The following is a 17,147-nucleotide window of genomic DNA, read 5'->3' as shown; positions in this document are numbered from 1 at the left end:
CAGTGGTTAGTGGTTGGTGATTTGCAACTAGCCACTAGCCACAAATCACTAGCCACTGAATTTTGGTGCGGATAAGAGGACTCGAACCTCCACGACCTTGCGATCACTAGGACCTGAACCTAGCGCGTCTGCCAATTCCGCCATATCCGCATTGGGAAACAAAACGAAGCGTCTCTAGGGGGACTACACTAATATCTACTGGCTGGCCGCGGACTGTCAAACCTGCGGCGCAGTGCGACAGGTACGATCGATGGCCCCAGAAAACAAAATCCCCCCGGAAATCGTTCGCGAATTGCGAGCCATTGCTCACGATCTCAGCAATTCACTCGAAACTATCCTGCAGGCGACCTACCTGGTCTCGCAGACCGAGCTTCCTCAAAGTACACGCCGGTGGATGGAAATGATGGACCAGGCGTCGCAGGAAGCGGTCATGCTCAATCGTAAGCTGCGAGAGGTTCTGCGATCGCAAAGCTAACGCGTGAACGCCTCGCAGAGACGCGGCGGACCGCGTCTCTACGGCAGGCAATCTAGACCAGCTTCGCGTCCAGCGTGATCTTCGCGTTCAATACTTTCGACACCGGACATCCCGCCTTCGCGTTGGCAGCTGCAGTGTTAAAAGCTTCCTGGGTTGCACCCGGAACTTTGGCGACCACATCGAGATGGACCGCGGTGATCGTCCATCCAGTATCCAGTTTTTCTAAGGAAAGAGTGGCTGAAGTCGCAATACTTTCCGGCGTGAGCTTTGCTTCTCCAAGCTGTACGGAGAACGCCATCGAAAAGCACGCAGCGTGTGCTGCGGCAATCAATTCTTCTGGATTTGTACCCGAGCCAGTCTCAAATCGTGACACGAACGAATACGGCGTATTCGAAAGGATGCCGCTCCCGGTCGACACGGTTCCTTTGCCTTCGCGTAGTCCGCCCTTCCACTCTGCACTTGCTTTGCGTTGCATTGCGATCTCCTTGAAGCTGATAAGAAATTAAGTCGCCACCATTGTAAAAGGGATGAGGACTTTCGGCATTCGCGCCAAATTTTGGGTAGTGGTGTAGGTTGAACGATTTGTATCAGGGCATGCCTCCAGGCATGCCAAAGAGTAAAGCAGCCGGCGGCTTTAGCCGCGGCCAATGTGGCATCAATCCCAGCGGCTGAAGCCGCTTCCGTTTCGAGGCACTGCGGCATTGCTGAAGCAATGCCCTGATACGAACCGTCCATCTTCAAACTGCGCCACTACCAAATTTTGAGGATCAAAAAAGACGATGGGGCGTGGTAACCGGTTACTCCCGACTGGCCCGGCGTAATCTATTCGCGCTCGTATATCACTCCTATACTTCGCAGTAGTTATGAATCCCGATCCGCGCATGGAACGGGCCGCGCTGCGGCCTGAAAACGATCCGCTGGTTCCGGAAAATGCCAACCGGAGCCGCCAGTTTGTGATCCTCGCCATTGTGGCGGGCTGTCTCGCGGGAGTGCTCTTCAAAGGTGCAGGGACGGCGAGCGCCGCGTGGGAGCAAATCGCTCAACTCTTAAGTTTGCACGGGAAACCGGAGCCGGCGTCGGCCAACGTGCTCTCGGAACATGAAACAGAGAGTCTCGACCAGATGACGCCGCAGAGCCAGGCGCAGCTCCTGCTGCAGCGATCCATCAACCACTATCAGGGCGCCAACGACCAGATTGCGGAACGTGTGGGCCGCTGGCGGGGAAAAATCAAACTCGATCAACAGCTGCGATCTCTCTTCATGACCGCGATCAATTCCGACGACCTGCGCGTGCGTGCTGCCGCTCTCGAAATCGATCTTGCCTGCCGCAACGTTGAGAAAAATGCAGCATCGATTGACCGCATGGAGCACAACGCGCGTTTTGGAGAACAAGGTCCGCGCGCGAATGCATTGTGGGATATTGCGCTACTTGGAAACCGGGGAATCGAGCCCGAACGCGCAGCCCAGATCCTGTTAACTTCAATTCACGATCAAAACGTCAACATCCGTTATTGGGCAGTTGAAGGACTGGCGAATCTCGGAACGGACGAAGTAGTCGAGCCGTTGCTGCAGATATTTCATGATGATTCTTCGCCGATGATCCGGGAACGGGCGGCGTGCGGGCTGGCGCAGTCTGGAATGTTGAGCGAAAAGCAACGCCGCAGTGCGGTACCGCGACTTCTTGATTTTGCCGACGATACCTCGCTGGACGCCGATACTCACAAATGGGTTTTCCAGGCACTCCGCGACATCACGGGACAGAACCTGCCGCATGATTCCGCCGCCTGGCGGAACTGGTACAACTCCAACGCCAACGAGATTCACTGGGCGCCGGTCACGCGCGACAGTCAATAAAAATCCGAACAACTCAAGTAGAATCCGCACTTCTTGCAGACGGACTTGCAGCGGTGTCCGGAAAGTTCGGCCGAGCAGTTCGGACAGAACTCGGAGGCGTCCTTCCGACGAGTCGGCAGAGCCGCAAGTTCGACCTGAGGCTCAGTAGGGGTCGGGCGAGTCGAATTCATAGTCAGCGTTTTTAGCACAGCAATTGACAGCCGCGGAAGCCCCTTGTGTGGTGCCCTCCCATTATTGTGCCCAAGAAATCCCCGGACGAAAGGGAGTCCGCGCACTTTCCCTGCAAGCTGGTAGACTGCCACGTCTATGGACTCGATCTACAACCGGATTGCCGGGCAAAACGTCGAGCGGCTCGCGGCGCTTAGTGATGGAATTTTTGCGGTGGCGATGACGCTGCTGGTACTCGATCTGCATGTACCAGCGCGAGAAGCCGTGACCAATAATCATGACCTCGTCCATTCTCTATTGGCGCTTGCGCCACAATTTATCGCCTACTTGATGAGTTTCATCACTCTTGGCATTTTCTGGATCGGCCAGCAGACGCAACTGAACCATCTTGCTGGTTCCGCCAGAAGCCTCTCCTGGATTCACATCGCATTCCTGTTCGCAGTTTCGATCATGCCGTTCTCCACGCGGCTGCTTTCGGAGTTCATCACTTACCGGCCTGCCCTGATCGTGTACTGGCTGAATATTCTGTTGCTCGGCGGGACGCTTTACTTGAGTTGGATGTGCGCGCTGGGAATGAAGCTGGTGAAGGACGACTTGTCGCCGGAAGTCTCGTCAGCCATCGAGCGGCGAATCCTGATTGCGCAACTGCTGTATGCCGTCGGCGCTGCCCTGTGCGTGGTCAGCACGTATTTGAGCATCGGCTTCATCGTCCTGGTGCAACTCAACTACGCAGTTGCTCCCCGCTTGCTCCGCCGGTCCCGGCCGGCCTAGACAACGACCTGTCCAGGCCTTACTGTCTACCTGTCTGTTACGCGGGCGGGGCGCGGTACCCAAGCGGTAAGGGAGAGGTCTGCAAAACCTTTATGCGTCGGTTCGATTCCGACCCGCGCCTCCACTACTCTCCGCGATCCATTAGTGGTGGATTCTAAATGCCCAAGAGATACCGCTAGACCTGTAAACAACTAATGCACGTTATGTGAAAAAATTTGGTGGTTGCCGCCAGAGTAACTTTTTTGGTTATATTCAATCGAACGAACCTGCGAGTGTCCTGAATTTTCTCAAGGAGCAAACCCTTCGTGAAAGCATCACCATGCAAGCACCTCTCCCTGCGCACAGCGGCTGTTTTGGCGATGTTTGCGCTCTCCCTCACTACATCTTCTTTTGCAGCCGATCCCGCGCCGCTGAGCTGGAAGCAATTAGATCCCGCCCGAGCATTTCCGGAGCGCGCATCCTTCGCCACCGCCTATGATCCTGTCAGCAAGATGGTGATTGTGTTCGGCGGTGTGGATGGAACCGGCGAACTCTCCAATGAAACTTGGGGATTCGATGGCAACGTCTGGATCAACCTCATGACACGAGTGGCTCCCAGCGCCCGTTTTGGGGCGACGATGGCCTACGACCGGAAGACCCACCGCCTTGTGCTCTTTGGGGGTTCTGCCGGCTTCGGTCGCCTCAGTGACACGTGGCTGTTTGACGGATCGACCTTGCGCTGGAAGAACGCGAGAGTCAAGAACATTCCCCCAGGGGCGTCCAACGCCATGATGTTCACCGATCCGGCCAATGGACATGCCGATTTGTTTGGTGGGCGGCGTACTCAGTTCTACTCTCGTGATACCTACCAGTGGACGGGGTCGGACTGGATCTTGCTCAATCCCGTAAATTCTCCGTATCCCCGCGCCGGAGGAATCGCTGTCGTCGATCCGGTTCACAACAACGTCGTGGTGTTCGGCGGCCTCTCCGACAACTGGATTACGCAAAATACCTGGACATGGGATGGCCAGGACTGGACTCAGCAAACTCCGTCGGCCCAGCCTGACACGTTGTACTTTACCGCCGGAGCATACGATCGAAAATTGCAGCAGGTAATTGTCTTTGGCGGGGGCAGCGGCGGCGTCGATCAGACGGCAACCTGGTCCTGGGACGGCGGCAATTGGAATCAGCTTGCGCCCGTGAATAGCCCTCCAGGGCGCGAGCAATTTGGCACTGTCTGGGATTCTGCCACGAGTCAATTCCTGATCTTTGGCGGGACTGACTTTGGCTCGGGCCAGATCTTCGGCGATACCTGGAAGTTATCAGGTCAATAGTCCTCAACCACGGAAGCGGCTCCCCTGGGGCCGCTTCACCACCTTTTCGCAGGTGCCGAGCAAAAACAGGCCCCGTATTTTCTTGCATTTCCTGATGTTGTAACTTTTCCGATCGCCACCGACTCTAATCACACTGTGTCCACGTTTTCGTGGCGCATGCAAGATCGGGAGGCTGTGATGTCGAACTGGTTGCCGCGCTTGTCCGCAATTGTCCTAACGGTACTATTCGCAGGCCTGGTGGCTTGCAGTGCGGGGAATCGCCCCAGTTTGTCTATTCCAGGTCCGGCTTTGGATGCTTCGGTTGCTCCGACCCCGGGTGAGCAGACTGCGGTGGTGTCGGGCGGATGTTTCTGGGGAATCCAGGCGGTATTTCAACATGTGAAGGGCGTCATCAGCGCAACTTCGGGATACTCCGGCGGCGAAGCGAAGACCGCGCAATACGAACTCGTCAGCACCGGAGAGACGGGGCACGCCGAGTCCGTGAAAATCACCTACGATCCGTCGAAAATTACTTACGGTCAGTTGCTGCGAATTTTCTTCTCGGTCGCACACGACCCGACACAGCTTAACCGGCAGGGTCCTGATGACGGTACGCAGTATCGATCATCCATTTTTTACAGCAACGACGAACAGAAACGAATTGCCGAGGCGTATATCGCTCAACTGGAAAAGGCCAAAGTTTATTCCCGTCCGATCGTGACCCAGGTCGTTCCGTTCAAAGCGTTTTACGCGGCGGAGGGGTATCACCAGAACTATGCCACGCGGCATCCGGATGACATGTACATCGTGTACAACGATGCTCCGAAGGTGGCGCATTTGCGGGAGCAGTTTCCAGATCTCTACACAGGCAAATGAGTGCTGGTTGATCGATGTCAGCGGGACGGCGCTGCGCTCTTCGTCTTCAAGAATGAAACGATAAACAGGAGCCCCAGCAAGGAGTCTGTACCGACGAACACAAGGTCGGCGGCGTGCATTCGCTTTTGCAGGTAAAGGACAACCACGGTCGTCGCGTAGCTGAACTTTTCAAATATTGAAGGCAGCATCATCAGCCGGTAACGCACGGGGTCGGTGGCGATGACCATGAAGACGAACTGGAACGCCAGCGCTACCGTGGCGAAGCCGTAATAAAAGCCGGGATGCGTGACCGGTGGCGGGTCATTGCGGCCGATGGAATCGAAGATGAAGAACAGCGGAGTGAGTACTAGTACTCCCCAGACACTGGCTGTCCAGAACACGATTTTCGCGAACTTCATTTCGATCTCCTCTCTGCGATTTCCTCGACAGCTCCAATCTTCCACTTGATCTGCCGCAGCATACCGAGCCATAGCTGGGCGTCCCGACTCTCAAGATTCATCCGCCGGATCAACCGTCGCACTTTTGTTTCGGTGGCATCGGCTTCGCGAGGCTTGATGTATCCGCTGGTTTGTAGCGCCTCCAGCAGCATGACGGTGAAACGTTCGATTTCCTCGGCGCGGGCGGCCCGTTTCAACTCTTTTGTCTGAGGAGCCTTGCCGTTGCGCGCCAGTTCATAGATGCACAGCGCCACCGCTTGTCCGAGATTCATGGAAGTGTGCTCGGCGCGAGTGGGGATGGTCATGAGCCAGTGACAATGGCTGAGATCCTGATTGGAGAGGCCGTATCTTTCCGAGCCGAACAGCAACGCCACATTGCCGGTCGACAAACGTTTTCGGATCAGCCGCCCGCCAGCTTCCAGTCTGTGCAAAGTGTGGTGCAAATCGCGATGTCCCACGGCAGTTGTCCCCACGACCAGGGAACAGTCGGCGACCGCTTCCGCGACGGTCGCGTACTCCTCGGCGTCGGCTAGCAACTTTGCCGCGCCCACTGCCGAGCGCGCCTGGCGAAAGGCCACGTCGTACGGTTTGACGACGCACAGTCGGCGGACCCCGAAATTGCTCATCGCGCGGGCGGCGGCGCCGATATTCAGCGGATTCCGCACGTCCACCAGTACGACCCGAAGATGATCCAGTGCACTCAAAGTGGAAGCCTATTTTACGATGGGGCGGAGTGTATCCTCATGGCAGGCCAGGTATAGCCGCCGGTTGCGACTTCCGTCCTTGCGGAGCATCTAATGCCCAGTGTTACGATATACGGTTCCGCGGTTCGCTGCGGGATACGGCTGTACCGGTTGCCGCTGACACTGCGCACCGGCAACTCAGAACCTTTTGGAGGAACAATGGCTAGCAACTCCGTCGTGGAAGTGACCGACGCGAATTTTGATGCAGATGTACTGAAGTCGGACCAGCCGGTCCTGGTGGATTTCTGGGCGACCTGGTGCGGCCCCTGCCGCGCGATTGCTCCCATCGTGGCCGAACTCGCCGGCGAATATCAGGGCAAGGTGAAGGTCGGGAAAATGGATGTTGACAGCAATGGCGCGACCCCGATGCGCTACAAAGTCACCGGCATCCCCACGCTGCTGGTATTCAAGGGCGGACAGGTTGTCGAACAGATGGTCGGCTACCGCTCGAAAGAAGACATCCAGAAAGCCCTAGACAAGCACGTTGGCTAAACGCTGTCCGTGAAGGGGTCTGCAGTTGTCGGCAAGATGCAGATCCCTCACTTCGTTCGGGATGAGAGTTCTGCAAGAGTTACTGATCGCTAATCACTAATCACTAGCCACTGCCCTTCAATACTTCCGCAACACTCCAATCACTTTCCCTTGTACCTCAACCGCAGCCGCGGAAACGATAATCGGCTTCATGGCCGCGTTGGAAGGCTGCAGGCGGATGTTCTCTCCTTCACGAAAGAACCGCTTCAATGTGGCATCGCTGCCCTCGACCAGGGCTACGACAATTTCTCCGTTGTGCGCTGTTTTCGATTTCTCCACGAGGACGTAGTCGCCATCGAGGATGGCTTCGTCCTGCATGGAATCTCCTCGAACCTCGAGCACGAACACTTCTTTGGAGCGGACGAAATCCGCGAGCGAAATTGTTTCATTGCTGGCCACGGCTTCAATCGGACGGCCGGCTGCGATTCGTCCCAGTAGCGGCAGCACCATCGCCGTGTTCACCGCCATCGATTGCTTCAACTTGCCTTTAGGCGGCAGCAGGTCGATCGAACGGCTGCGATTGTAGTCGCGGGTGAGGAGACCCTTTTTTTCCAGATTGGTGACGTGCTTGTGCACGGTGGCTAGTGAACTCAGGCCCATGCCCACTTTTATTTCTTCGTACGAAGGGGAGTAGCCATTCTCCGCCACAAAGCGCGACAAAAAGTCGTAGAGCTCTCGTTGACGTTTGGTGATCGCCATGTCGGCGAGTATGGGCGAAGGGATGGCGAAATGTCAAGAGGGAGAGTTTGGTGGTAGTGGCTCAATTTGTCCGAGCCTTTACCACGAAGGTCACGAAGGGTCGCACGAAGTTTCACGAAGGCTTGTGCCAAGATTTCCTTCGTGAAACTTCGTGCGACCCTTCGTGGCCTTCGTGGTTATGTTTCTGCGAGCGGACTCAAAATGACCCACTACCTGTTTGGTTTGTGGCGGGAGTTGTGGTATCACGTCTGCCTAGACAAGGCGTGACGATATGACATTTGGTGCAAAAATCGTGGACGTATTTCAGATCGAAGGTCGAGGCTTTGTAATCGCCTTTGACTCCCCTGTTTTTCGAGTGCTCGTGAACGACCCGATTCAGCTCCGAACTCCTGACGGTCGTGTTTTCGATACGCACGTGGGAGGCATTGAGATGATCTGTGGCCCTAGGGTCGACCGCAGTCGCATGCATCCGATTTCGTTACCGCCGGGGTTCAGTAAACAGGATGTACCGATTGGAACGGAAGTTTGGCTTGTTCGACCGAGTCTGGGGCAGGCCCCGGACTCTAGCACCATCTGAAGGTTCAGGACCGAGCGCCTTGAGCGCGATCGGCTACTTGATCTTCTTCACGATCCGGTCGGTTCCACCAAATTCGTGATAGAGGTAGTGCGTTACCCGTCCGACGGCGTCTTTCACAAAAGTGATTCTGGAGGAATCTCCTCCCGCAGCCTCGCCCTTCACAAAGAACGTGCGTTCATTCTCGGGCAACAGTTCGCTTTTCCCCATATTGCCGAATTCTTCTCTCAACTCGTCACCTTCGCGGGTGATAGTAGAGATTAAGGTCGGAGACCATTCGTACTGTCCCACATACGCATCGTAGATTGCCGGATCGACCTTGGCCGGTATGGGCTCAGGTGGAATGATTCCATCTCCCACGGCCACTAGCATCCATTTCTTGCCCCGCCGCATGTGTGTTTCGAGTTGCCACCTGTGTTCGTAGGTGGTCTGGCCACCGATCTCGTTGAATTGTTTGGAATGGTAGACAACTATGGCCGTGTCGCCGAAAACCTTAACCTTGACATCCTCCAGCGGGCCGTAGAAGTACTTAACCTCGGCTGGCCATGAGCCACGTTCCCTCAACAGGCCTTGCTTCGTCCCGCCCAGAGGGGCGATCATGTCGTCCGAAACGAAACTCGCCCACGCCGCGAAATCTCGCTTCGCTAAAGCATCCAGACGCGCCCGAACCGCTGCCAGTATCTCCTGTTCTTCTTTAACGGCGGGTTCGCTCGCATGGGTGCCTTTGCGAACTCCGGTAGCGCCATGATCCTGAGCTGGCATCAGCGTGGAGGCACCCAAGCAAAGCGATAACGCGAAAACCATCCATCTCATGGCTTTTCTCCTTTCTGAAGGATCCCCAGTCGATTGCTGACACTTACTCCGCTGTCACGCCCTTCAAAAACCGGTAATAAAAATCCACGCCGCCGTAGAAGCCTTCGATCGGTTCGCGCTCATCCTTGCCGTGAGCGCGGATGTCATTCCGGTCGTAGGCCACTCCGGACACGCAGTACGTGGGGATGCCGGCGGCGTTCGTGTAAATGCCATCCGATGCTCCCGTGCTCATGCTGGGGACAACGGGAATCCCCGGCCACATTTCGGCGACAACTTTCTGGAGCGGATCGAAAACCTCTTTGCGCGGCGGGGGTGGCACGTAGCTGTGGCGGTCAGAACCGTGATCCATGAGTTGATTGCTGTTCTCGCGGAACTGCACTTTCACTTTCGGATCGTTCGCCGCTTTTTCAAGTGCCTGTCGCGTTTCTTCGAGGGAGTGTCCGGGCAGGATGCGGCAATTCACGTTGGCCGTCGCGGTCTGAGGCAGGGCGTTGTTGGCGTGACCTCCGTTCAGTCGTGTAGCGACGCAGGTCGTGTGCATGAGGGAGTTGTCCATCGCATCTTTCGAAAGGCGCGCCACGGCCGCCATGTCGGGCGGGTTTTTCAGAGCAGCCTTGATATCGGCGGAACGCTCTCCAGTGGAAACGCTTGCCATCTGCTCGTAATACGCGCGCGTGATGTTGTTCAGCTCGAACGGAAACTGGTACTGCGCGATCTTCGTGAGCGCCGTGGCTAACTGGTAAATCGCGTTTTCCGGTTTCGGCAGGGAACTGTGGCCTCCGGGATTGGTCGCGGTCAGTACAAAATCGCCGTACAGTTTTTCGGTCGCGTTCACATCCATGAAACCGGCTTTGCCATGATCGACGAGCACGCCACCGCCGTCATGGTTGAGGACAAACTCTGCATCGATCAGTTCACGATGATTCTTGAGCAGCCAGTCGACTCCGTTCGACGTTCCGCCTTCTTCGTCGGCCGTCATCGCCAGGATGATGTCGCGGCTGGGCACGTAGCCTTCCTTCTTCATGCGGATCAGCGTAGCGGACATGATGGCGTCCCCGTCTTTCATGTCCGTGGTGCCGCGTCCGTAGAAGTAGCCGTCTTTTTCGATAAACTCGAAAGGATTCGTAGTCCAATCTTCGCGCTTCGCTTCCACGACATCGAGATGGCCGATCAGCAGGACGGGCTTGTGCTTGCCCGATCCGTGCAGGCGCACCACGACATTCTTCTTGCGATCGTTCGGACCAACAACCTGGATATCGCTGTCGGGGAATCCCGCATCGCGGAATCGTTGCGCCATCGCTTCCGACGCGGCAGTCACACTGCCAACCGAGTCGGTGGTGTTGATCTCGATCAGCTGCTTGAAGATGTCATGGGCTAGCTGGCGGGTGGCAGCATCATTCATTTGCGCGAAGGACGACATGGCGAAGAAAAACAGGCACGCGAAAATCGAAAGCAGTTTGAGCCGGGTCAACGGAGTCTCCTTGGATATCGGGGAAGTCGCAGAAAACACTAGCAGATGTCGGGCGGAAAGCACAAAGGCAGCGGAGTCGCGGCGCCGCTTCTAAATAATTCCGCAACTGTGCGGTCTTGTTGAGAGACTCTGGGTTTGGCGGGCTTTGGGGCTTTGGGGCTTTGGAGGCTTTGGGTGGCTTTGGATGGCGCAGCGGTTTACCGCTGCGATCACTGCGCTGGTGTTTCACTCCGGCTTTAGCCGCTGAGGGCAAGCAATAGTCTGCTCCTCGACGGTGCGGGTCCCGGAAATGCAGATGAAGCCCCTGATCAAGGCAATGTTCATACCGCAGCGGTGAACCGCTGCGCCACCCAAAATCAAAATCACAAGAACGATTTTCCCCGCAGCCTCTCGACAGAATTCGTAAATGGTCCCGTGTATTTGCAGAATTTTGACAGAGAAACTGCTTTTCTTCTTGACGTTAGAAATCAAACCATGGCATCTTAGAGCATCTTCTCAGAAAGGACGCCCAATGGTCATTGAACGCACAACCCATAACGTGCTGCAAATGCCGGATCGAGCTACATCGGTTCGACTGTGCCTTAGGGCGTCGTTTGACTACGTAAGTTAGTAAGTCAGCAACACTCCTAAACACAGACTCAACCAAAACTTTGCTGGGTGGCGCAGGCCGCGGTTCCTTCGACTAGTCAATCGCATACCGCCGCCGAATGTTCCCCCAGCTCTTGGATCAACAGGCGCCGTAAGGCCATTTTTCGCCTAAAACGCCCTGTTGTGGCAGTTCCCGCGCACAGGGTGTGAGGGATTTCACAGGGTCGGTGGCGAAGGTCACGGATACTTCTGGTAGTGGGCATTCTTCGGAATGCCTGGGGGTTCAAGTCCCCCGCTGCCGTGTCCGCATGTACCCCGACCGGAAAAATGCAGGTGTTAGGTTTCAGGTGTTAGGTGTCAGGCTATAAGTCGGAGGTTACGGGTGACAGGCTTAGAGTTTGCTTGAACCTGACACCTAAGACCTGACACCTGGTCTTCGCCGGTGGTGAAGACGAGGGTTACTTCGACTGCTAATCGGGAGGTCGCAGGTTCGAATCCTGCCGCGGTGAATACCGCCGTGTAGCTCAGTGGTAGAGCACCTATACCTTTGTCGCTTGTTCCCCGGCGGAAACTGAGAACTGAGAACTGAGAACCGGTCTTGAATATGAACACTATCGTCATGAAGAAAGCGGCGCTGAGCGACGAACGGTCGCTCTGCCATGCGTGCTACTGGTCGCACATCCAGAAGGGATTTCGCGAGAGCGAAGAGGCTGTGCACTGCTGCTTCAGCCGGTTCCGCGCGGTCCCGTTCAAGGTCGCGGATTGCACGGACTTCAGCAACAAGAACCTGCCGACGCGGCAGCAGATGGAGGACATCGCGCTGATTATCCCGACGAAGCCGCGACGCAGGGCGGGCGGGTTTGCACGCACCGGTTTCAACAGTGCGCAAGAAACGGAAGAGGACGAATTAATTTCGACGGAATGACCATGAGCGAAATTCTTAAGAGCATTTTCGGAGGGCACAATGAGTTCGCCGCTGGCGGGCTGATGCTCATGATCTTTGGTGGCCTCGGAGTGTACCTGCACGCCGTTCCTGAAAAATTGTGGGAATGGCTGCTCGGTCAGACCACCATGATGATTACCGTCACGGACGACGACGCTTCGTTCTACTGGGTGAAGGAGTGGTTGCTGGAGCAGAATTTCCTAAAACGAGTTCGCCGAGTCGATCTGGATACAACAATTCGCAACCAGGGGCTGGCGTTGATTCCGGCACCAGGGACGCATTGGTTCTGGCATGCTGGCCGTCCGTTCCTGGTGTACTTCTACCGGAACCTTGACCCGAAAGGTGGATCGCGGCGTCGAACGGAATCTTTGACTTTCCGCACCATCGGCCGAAGTCAGAGTTTTTTGAAACAGTTTGTCGAAGGGATCGTAGCGTGTCATGAAAAGAAGACAAAAGTTCGCTTGTCACTCTACGTTTACGACGATGGCTGGTCGTATGTGGAGGGTTACTCGCCCAGGCTGCTCGAATCGGTGATTCTAAAGCCGGGTGAAAAAGACCGTATCGTGCGGGACATCGAGAGATTCCGAAAGGCGAGGCGGCGGTACCGGCAGCTTGGCGTCCCGTATCACCGGGGATATCTGCTTTACGGTCCGCCGGGGACGGGAAAGACCTCTCTGGTATCGGAGCTGGCGGCTCGATTTCAGATGCACGTGTATGCGATCAACCTGTCGAGTTTCAACGATCGTTCGCTGATGGCGGCGATGAACGATGTGCCGCCGAATTGCGTGATCCTGTTCGAGGACATCGATTGCATGAAGAGCGGACAGGCACGGGCGGCAGTGGATCAATCGTCCGGCAGGCCGGCAGCGGGCAGTGACGATAAGAAAGAATCGGTGCCGGGGATGGGAGTGACGCTTTCAGGACTGCTGAATGTGCTCGATGGCTTCAGTGCTCCGGAGAACGTGCTCTATGTGATGACGAGTAACGTCGTTGAAAATCTGGATCCCGCGCTGCTGCGGCCCGGACGCATCGACTACAAACTCTACATGGGCCAGGCCGACGACCAGCAGAAGATCGAGTTGTACCAACGATTCTTCCCGGAAGCCGGGCTGGGCGCAGCAGAACTTTTCGTCGAGACGAATCGGTCCGTCGAGACGATGGCCGAATTTCAGGGACTGCTGCTGAAGTTAGAGCAGGAGTGCACGGAATTGGATGAGCTCGTGGTCAAAGTGTGAGGACGGTCAGGGAGGCTGAAACTTTGAGATCACAATTTGTGATCTCAAGTTGGAGTTGCCCTCGGTGACACGCCTGCCTCGTATCAAATTGAGGTCGCATTTTGCGACCTCAAGAGCAAGCAACACCTGGTGTCGATGCCCGTTTTGGGGGCGGCGGCGCTACGGTTTGCCGGTGGTGATAGATTGCGGTTACTTCGGACCTGAGAATGCCCAACGGGCGCTCGGCGGCAGCAATGCCGGTACCGCGTCGCTCGTTCCCCGGCAATGTCTCAAGAGAGGAAGTGAAGCCATGACTGACGCGATGTTCAACTTCATCAAGCCCGACACGGGCGTGCCCATCAAGGCGTGGACGAAGGGTGTCCCGCTGGAAGATGCGGCTCGGACGCAGTTGCTGAACGTTGCGCAGTTGCCGTTTATCTACAAGTGGGTGGCGGCGATGCCGGACGTCCACTGGGGAATCGGCGCGACAGTGGGCAGCGTAATTCCGACGCGCGGCGCGATTATCCCCGCGGCGGTTGGCGTCGACATCGGATGCGGCATGATGGCGGTTCGTACTTCGCTGCACGCGAATCAGTTGCCGGACAACCTGCACGGGATCCGCAGCGCGATTGAGGCTGCGGTTCCTCACGGACGCACCGACAACGGCGGCAAGAACGATCGCGGCGCGTGGCGCAATGCGCCCACACATCACGACGATGTCTGGGCCAAGTTGCACACGGCGTACGAGGAGATCGTCGGCAAGTATCCGAAGCTGGGGCATCCGAATCGTGTGAACCATCTCGGCACTCTCGGCACCGGCAACCACTTCATTGAGGTTTGCCTCGACGAGAGCGAGCAGGTGTGGGTGATGCTGCACTCGGGATCGCGTGGCGTCGGCAATCGGTTTGGAACGTTCTTCATCCAGCTGGCGAAGGAAGACATGCGCAAGTGGATGATCAACCTTCCCGACCAGGATCTCGCGTACCTGCCGCAGGGCACGGAGCACTTCGACGACTACGTCAAGGCCGTGCACTGGGCGCAGGACTACGCGCTCGCCAACCGTCAGCTGATGATGCAAAACATCATCAAGGCGGTGGCGGAGAGCGGCGAGGTCCCGGGCTTCGCGGCTGACGTGGAGGTGGTGAGTTGTCACCACAACTACGTCACCTGGGAGAACCACTACGGCGAGAACGTGCTCATCACCCGCAAGGGTGCGGTGCGCGCTCGCGAGGGCGACATGGGGATTATTCCGGGCAGCATGGGCGCGCGTTCGTACATCGTGCGCGGCAAGGGCAATCCGGAAAGCTTCATGAGTTGCAGTCACGGCGCGGGACGAGCGATGTCTCGCGGCGAAGCCAAGCGCCGCTTCACGGTTGCCGATCACATCCAGGCAACCGCGGGCGTCGAATGCCGTAAGGATGCGGACGTCATCGACGAAACTCCGATGGCGTACAAGTCGATCGACGCCGTGATGGAAGCGCAGAAAGACCTGGTGGACGTGGTGCATACGTTGCGGCAGGTGGTTTGCGTGAAGGGGTAGGTGGGAGGGCACGGCTTCAGCCGTGCCGCCCGCTTTTGCCTTCCGAACCTCAGAAAATTGTCACACGAGAACAAAGGTCAGCGCATGGCTCAGACTTTTATCATTAGCATGAAGGAACAACTATCGGCACTTTGGAAGCTCTGTGTGTCCATTCGTAAGCAGGACTGGGAGTTGAGCGACTACCCGGTCGTGCTTCGCGAGCAAGAGCCGGACCCGGAGTACATAGGGACGCGACTCAAATCCCATCGGTATAGGGCGGTCATCGTCAATTGGTGGGTCGTAGATGGATCGGGCGACACGAAGGAAGAAGCCCTGCAGGATCTGGACAAGCGTTTCACAACCCAAAAGCTGGAATGGAGCAAATCAGGAAAGGCGCTCCCACGACCGGGAACAAAAGTTCCTATTGAATTTGCTTCTCAGGAACGGGTCAACAGGCATTCTGAGTTGGCAGAGGATTTCGTCCGGCGAGTTCTCGGCCTTGACTGGGCTTGGATTTCAGATGAGTCCAGCCTGTGGGACTTCCATCACGACGAAACGAATGACGCATTGATCTCAAAGATTAATGAAATCTATGCCGTAGATGTTTCCGATATTCAGTCGGCAAGATTGTCGGAAATTTTGGAACGCATAGCTGCGGAGCAGCAGGCTAAGAAGCACTGACAACACGTTTAGGAGAACAGCATGGCACGACTCAACACACTCAACCTCAACTTCGCCCCGCGCACTCACGAAGGCGCACCCGCGCGCCACATCTCGCCGGAGCATCAGCTTCGCCGGTCGGTGCTGGCTTGCCTGCTTTGGGAGTCGCAGTTTTACGAGGACGGCGTCGAGATCGCTGGACGCATTGCAGAACTGGTCCCGAAGGTTCAGGCCGATAAGGTGGCTGCGCTGGCGGTTGAGGCGCGGGAGCAGATGAAGCTTCGTCATGCGCCGTTGCTCATTGTCCGCGAGATGGCGCGTCATGCTACGCATCGGCGTCTGGTGGCGGAGACGCTTGAGCGCGTCATCCAGCGTGCCGATGAGCTCGCGGAGTTCGTCGCCATCTACTGGAAGGACGGGCGGGTGCCGCTTTCCGCGCAGGTGAAAAAGGGACTGGCGGCTGCCTTTCCGAAGTTCGACGAGTATCAGCTTGCCAAGTACGACCGTGGCGGGCCGATCAAGCTGCGGGACGTGCTCTTCCTCTCGCATGCCAAGCCGCGCGATGCGGCACAAGCGGGTGTCTGGAAGAAGCTCGTCTGGGGACGCCTCGCCACGCCCGATACGTGGGAAGTGGCGCTGTCGGAGTCGGGCAAGAACGCCGAAGGGGGCGATGGCCAGAAGGCCGACAAGCGCGAAGCCTGGGAGCGGTTGCTTGGCGAGCAGAAGCTGGGCGCGCTCGCGTTGCTTCGCAACCTCCGCAACATGCGCGAGGCCGGAGTGGACGAAACGCTCGTGACCGAAGCTCTGGGCGCGATGAATGCGTCGCGGGTGCTTCCGTTCCGATTCCTGGCGGCGGCTCGTCATGCGCCGCACTTCGAAGAGGCATTGGAGCAGGCAATGATGAAGTCGGTGGCGTCGCAGGCGAAGCTCCCCGGCCGGACGATCGTGCTGGTGGACGTTTCGGGCTCCATGATCGCGCCGCTTTCGAAGCGGTCGGAAATGCAGCGCACCGACGCGGCGTATGGTCTCGCCGTGCTGGTGCGCGAGATCGCCGAGAAGGTTGTCGTGTATTCGTTCTCGGATCGCGTTGTCGAAGTCCCAGCTCGCCGTGGCTTCGCTCTGCGCGATGCGATCGATACTTCGCAGCCGCATAACGGAACGTTGCTCGGCGCTGCTGTCGAGCACCTGAACAAGAGCGAACGCTACGATCGCCTGATCGTCATCACCGACGAGCAGGCGCACGATTCCGTTCCCGCGCCCAAGGGCAAGGGATACGTGATCAACGTGGCGTCGTACAAGAACGGCGTCGGCTACGGCAAGTGGACGCACATCGATGGCTGGTCGGAAGCGGTCATCGAGTACGTTCGCGCGCTGGAGTTGGCGGCGAATGGCTGGGTGAATTAGGGGTGGAGACGAGGCAAGCCTCGTCTCTACTCATCGTTCATCTCAGAACTCAACGTAGAGACGCGGCTTGCCGCGTCTCTGCTTTTGATCGCCAACTTTCGGTGACGTAATGCACT

Annotated in this window: 17 protein-coding genes and 3 tRNA genes; 13 read left to right on the top strand and 7 right to left on the bottom strand. The window is 57.0% G+C overall.

The annotated features are described in order from the left end of the window. Positions 1-63: 63 nt before the first annotated feature. Positions 64-150, bottom strand: a tRNA-Leu gene (locus HY010_19285). A gap of 100 nt (positions 151-250) precedes the next feature. Between HY010_19285 and HY010_19280 the strand changes: the two genes are divergently transcribed. After that, positions 251-475: a hypothetical protein gene (locus tag HY010_19280; GenBank protein ID MBI3477882.1), complete on the top strand. Its 225-nt coding sequence runs from the start codon at positions 251-253 to the stop codon at positions 473-475. Between the two features lie 52 nt (positions 476-527). Here the strand turns inward: HY010_19280 and HY010_19275 are convergent, their stop codons facing one another. Then, positions 528-950, bottom strand: coding sequence for an OsmC family protein (locus HY010_19275; GenBank protein MBI3477881.1), 423 nt, complete (start codon positions 948-950; stop codon positions 528-530). 388 nt (positions 951-1,338) lie between these two features. Here HY010_19275 and HY010_19270 point away from each other — a divergent pair, with 388 nt between their 5' ends. From HY010_19270 to msrA, 5 genes are all read left to right on the top strand, one after another. Further along, a complete protein-coding gene (locus HY010_19270; protein MBI3477880.1) occupies positions 1,339-2,328 on the top strand; it encodes a HEAT repeat domain-containing protein in 990 nt (329 codons plus the stop codon). A gap of 306 nt (positions 2,329-2,634) precedes the next feature. Beyond that, entirely contained in the window at positions 2,635-3,267 is a 633-nt protein-coding gene (locus HY010_19265; GenBank protein MBI3477879.1) for a DUF1211 domain-containing protein, read from the top strand. Between the two features lie 49 nt (positions 3,268-3,316). After that, positions 3,317-3,391: transfer RNA gene (locus HY010_19260), tRNA-Cys, on the top strand. 181 nt (positions 3,392-3,572) lie between these two features. After that, positions 3,573-4,580 (top strand): hypothetical protein, encoded by a 1,008-nt coding sequence (locus HY010_19255; protein MBI3477878.1) that lies wholly within the window; start codon positions 3,573-3,575, stop codon positions 4,578-4,580. A gap of 177 nt (positions 4,581-4,757) precedes the next feature. Beyond that, on the top strand, positions 4,758-5,435 hold the full coding sequence (msrA, locus tag HY010_19250) for a peptide-methionine (S)-S-oxide reductase MsrA (protein ID MBI3477877.1): 678 nt from the start codon (positions 4,758-4,760) through the stop codon (positions 5,433-5,435). Positions 5,436-5,452: 17 nt separating this feature from the next. Here the strand turns inward: msrA and HY010_19245 are convergent, their stop codons facing one another. Together HY010_19245 and HY010_19240 are read right to left on the bottom strand one after the other, a co-directional pair. Further along, the gene (locus HY010_19245) at positions 5,453-5,833 is read right to left on the bottom strand and encodes a hypothetical protein (GenBank protein ID MBI3477876.1); all 381 of its coding nucleotides are present in this window, start codon (positions 5,831-5,833) and stop codon (positions 5,453-5,455) included. Then, on the bottom strand, positions 5,830-6,576 hold the full coding sequence (locus HY010_19240) for a TrmJ/YjtD family RNA methyltransferase (GenBank protein MBI3477875.1): 747 nt from the start codon (positions 6,574-6,576) through the stop codon (positions 5,830-5,832). The genes HY010_19245 and HY010_19240 overlap by 4 nt, the downstream gene beginning before the upstream one ends. Positions 6,577-6,774: 198 nt before the next feature. Between HY010_19240 and trxA the strand changes: the two genes are divergently transcribed. Then, on the top strand, positions 6,775-7,107 hold the full coding sequence (gene trxA / locus HY010_19235) for a thioredoxin (GenBank protein ID MBI3477874.1): 333 nt from the start codon (positions 6,775-6,777) through the stop codon (positions 7,105-7,107). 117 nt (positions 7,108-7,224) lie between these two features. Here the strand turns inward: trxA and lexA are convergent, their stop codons facing one another. The 3 genes from lexA to HY010_19220 form a co-directional block, all read right to left on the bottom strand. Beyond that, complete coding sequence (lexA, locus tag HY010_19230; GenBank protein MBI3477873.1) at positions 7,225-7,845, bottom strand: transcriptional repressor LexA; 621 nt, start codon at positions 7,843-7,845, stop codon at positions 7,225-7,227. 610 nt (positions 7,846-8,455) lie between these two features. Further along, positions 8,456-9,232 carry a DUF3471 domain-containing protein gene (locus tag HY010_19225; protein ID MBI3477872.1) on the bottom strand — a complete coding sequence of 259 codons (777 nt, stop codon included), beginning with the start codon at positions 9,230-9,232 and terminating at the stop codon, positions 8,456-8,458. A gap of 43 nt (positions 9,233-9,275) precedes the next feature. Continuing rightward, entirely contained in the window at positions 9,276-10,652 is a 1,377-nt protein-coding gene (locus HY010_19220; protein ID MBI3477871.1) for a M20/M25/M40 family metallo-hydrolase, read from the bottom strand. A gap of 1,075 nt (positions 10,653-11,727) precedes the next feature. Here HY010_19220 and HY010_19215 point away from each other — a divergent pair. The 6 genes from HY010_19215 (at position 11,728) to HY010_19190 (ending at position 17,031) form a co-directional block, all read left to right on the top strand. Continuing rightward, a tRNA-Ser gene (locus tag HY010_19215) sits at positions 11,728-11,801 on the top strand. A gap of 94 nt (positions 11,802-11,895) precedes the next feature. Further along, positions 11,896-12,216, top strand: a complete 321-nt coding sequence (locus HY010_19210; protein MBI3477870.1) for a hypothetical protein — start codon at positions 11,896-11,898, stop codon at positions 12,214-12,216. 2 nt (positions 12,217-12,218) lie between these two features. Then, positions 12,219-13,469: an AAA family ATPase gene (locus tag HY010_19205; GenBank protein ID MBI3477869.1), complete on the top strand. Its 1,251-nt coding sequence runs from the start codon at positions 12,219-12,221 to the stop codon at positions 13,467-13,469. A gap of 289 nt (positions 13,470-13,758) precedes the next feature. Next, positions 13,759-14,988 carry an RtcB family protein gene (locus HY010_19200; protein ID MBI3477868.1) on the top strand — a complete coding sequence of 410 codons (1,230 nt, stop codon included), beginning with the start codon at positions 13,759-13,761 and terminating at the stop codon, positions 14,986-14,988. Positions 14,989-15,072: 84 nt separating this feature from the next. After that, positions 15,073-15,648, top strand: coding sequence for a hypothetical protein (locus tag HY010_19195; GenBank protein MBI3477867.1), 576 nt, complete (start codon positions 15,073-15,075; stop codon positions 15,646-15,648). A gap of 21 nt (positions 15,649-15,669) precedes the next feature. After that, positions 15,670-17,031, top strand: a complete 1,362-nt coding sequence (locus tag HY010_19190) for a TROVE domain-containing protein (GenBank protein MBI3477866.1) — start codon at positions 15,670-15,672, stop codon at positions 17,029-17,031. Positions 17,032-17,147 lie beyond the last annotated feature (116 nt).

The sequence above is a fragment of the Acidobacteriota bacterium genome (assembly GCA_016196065.1).
Lineage (GTDB): Bacteria > Acidobacteriota > Terriglobia > Terriglobales > Acidobacteriaceae > Acidiflorens.
The sequence above is the reverse complement of the archived record's forward strand: the minus strand, read 5'-3'. Positions and strand labels throughout refer to the sequence as shown.

What these genes read in the sequence shown, in the direction of transcription:
- HY010_19280 (MBI3477882.1), top strand. Translation starts at nt 251, where the DNA reads ATGGCCCCAGAAAACAAAATCCCCCCGGAAATCGTTCGCGAATTGCGA.
- HY010_19275 (MBI3477881.1), bottom strand. Translation starts at nt 950, where the DNA reads ATGCAACGCAAAGCAAGTGCAGAGTGGAAGGGCGGACTACGCGAAGGC.
- HY010_19270 (MBI3477880.1), top strand. Translation starts at nt 1,339, where the DNA reads ATGAATCCCGATCCGCGCATGGAACGGGCCGCGCTGCGGCCTGAAAAC.
- HY010_19265 (MBI3477879.1), top strand. Translation starts at nt 2,635, where the DNA reads ATGGACTCGATCTACAACCGGATTGCCGGGCAAAACGTCGAGCGGCTC.
- msrA (MBI3477877.1), top strand. Translation starts at nt 4,758, where the DNA reads ATGTCGAACTGGTTGCCGCGCTTGTCCGCAATTGTCCTAACGGTACTA.
- HY010_19245 (MBI3477876.1), bottom strand. Translation starts at nt 5,833, where the DNA reads ATGAAGTTCGCGAAAATCGTGTTCTGGACAGCCAGTGTCTGGGGAGTA.
- trxA (MBI3477874.1), top strand. Translation starts at nt 6,775, where the DNA reads ATGGCTAGCAACTCCGTCGTGGAAGTGACCGACGCGAATTTTGATGCA.
- lexA (MBI3477873.1), bottom strand. Translation starts at nt 7,845, where the DNA reads ATGGCGATCACCAAACGTCAACGAGAGCTCTACGACTTTTTGTCGCGC.
- HY010_19225 (MBI3477872.1), bottom strand. Translation starts at nt 9,232, where the DNA reads ATGAGATGGATGGTTTTCGCGTTATCGCTTTGCTTGGGTGCCTCCACG.
- HY010_19220 (MBI3477871.1), bottom strand. Translation starts at nt 10,652, where the DNA reads ATGTCGTCCTTCGCGCAAATGAATGATGCTGCCACCCGCCAGCTAGCC.
- HY010_19210 (MBI3477870.1), top strand. Translation starts at nt 11,896, where the DNA reads ATGAACACTATCGTCATGAAGAAAGCGGCGCTGAGCGACGAACGGTCG.
- HY010_19205 (MBI3477869.1), top strand. Translation starts at nt 12,219, where the DNA reads ATGAGCGAAATTCTTAAGAGCATTTTCGGAGGGCACAATGAGTTCGCC.
- HY010_19200 (MBI3477868.1), top strand. Translation starts at nt 13,759, where the DNA reads ATGACTGACGCGATGTTCAACTTCATCAAGCCCGACACGGGCGTGCCC.
- HY010_19195 (MBI3477867.1), top strand. Translation starts at nt 15,073, where the DNA reads ATGGCTCAGACTTTTATCATTAGCATGAAGGAACAACTATCGGCACTT.
- HY010_19190 (MBI3477866.1), top strand. Translation starts at nt 15,670, where the DNA reads ATGGCACGACTCAACACACTCAACCTCAACTTCGCCCCGCGCACTCAC.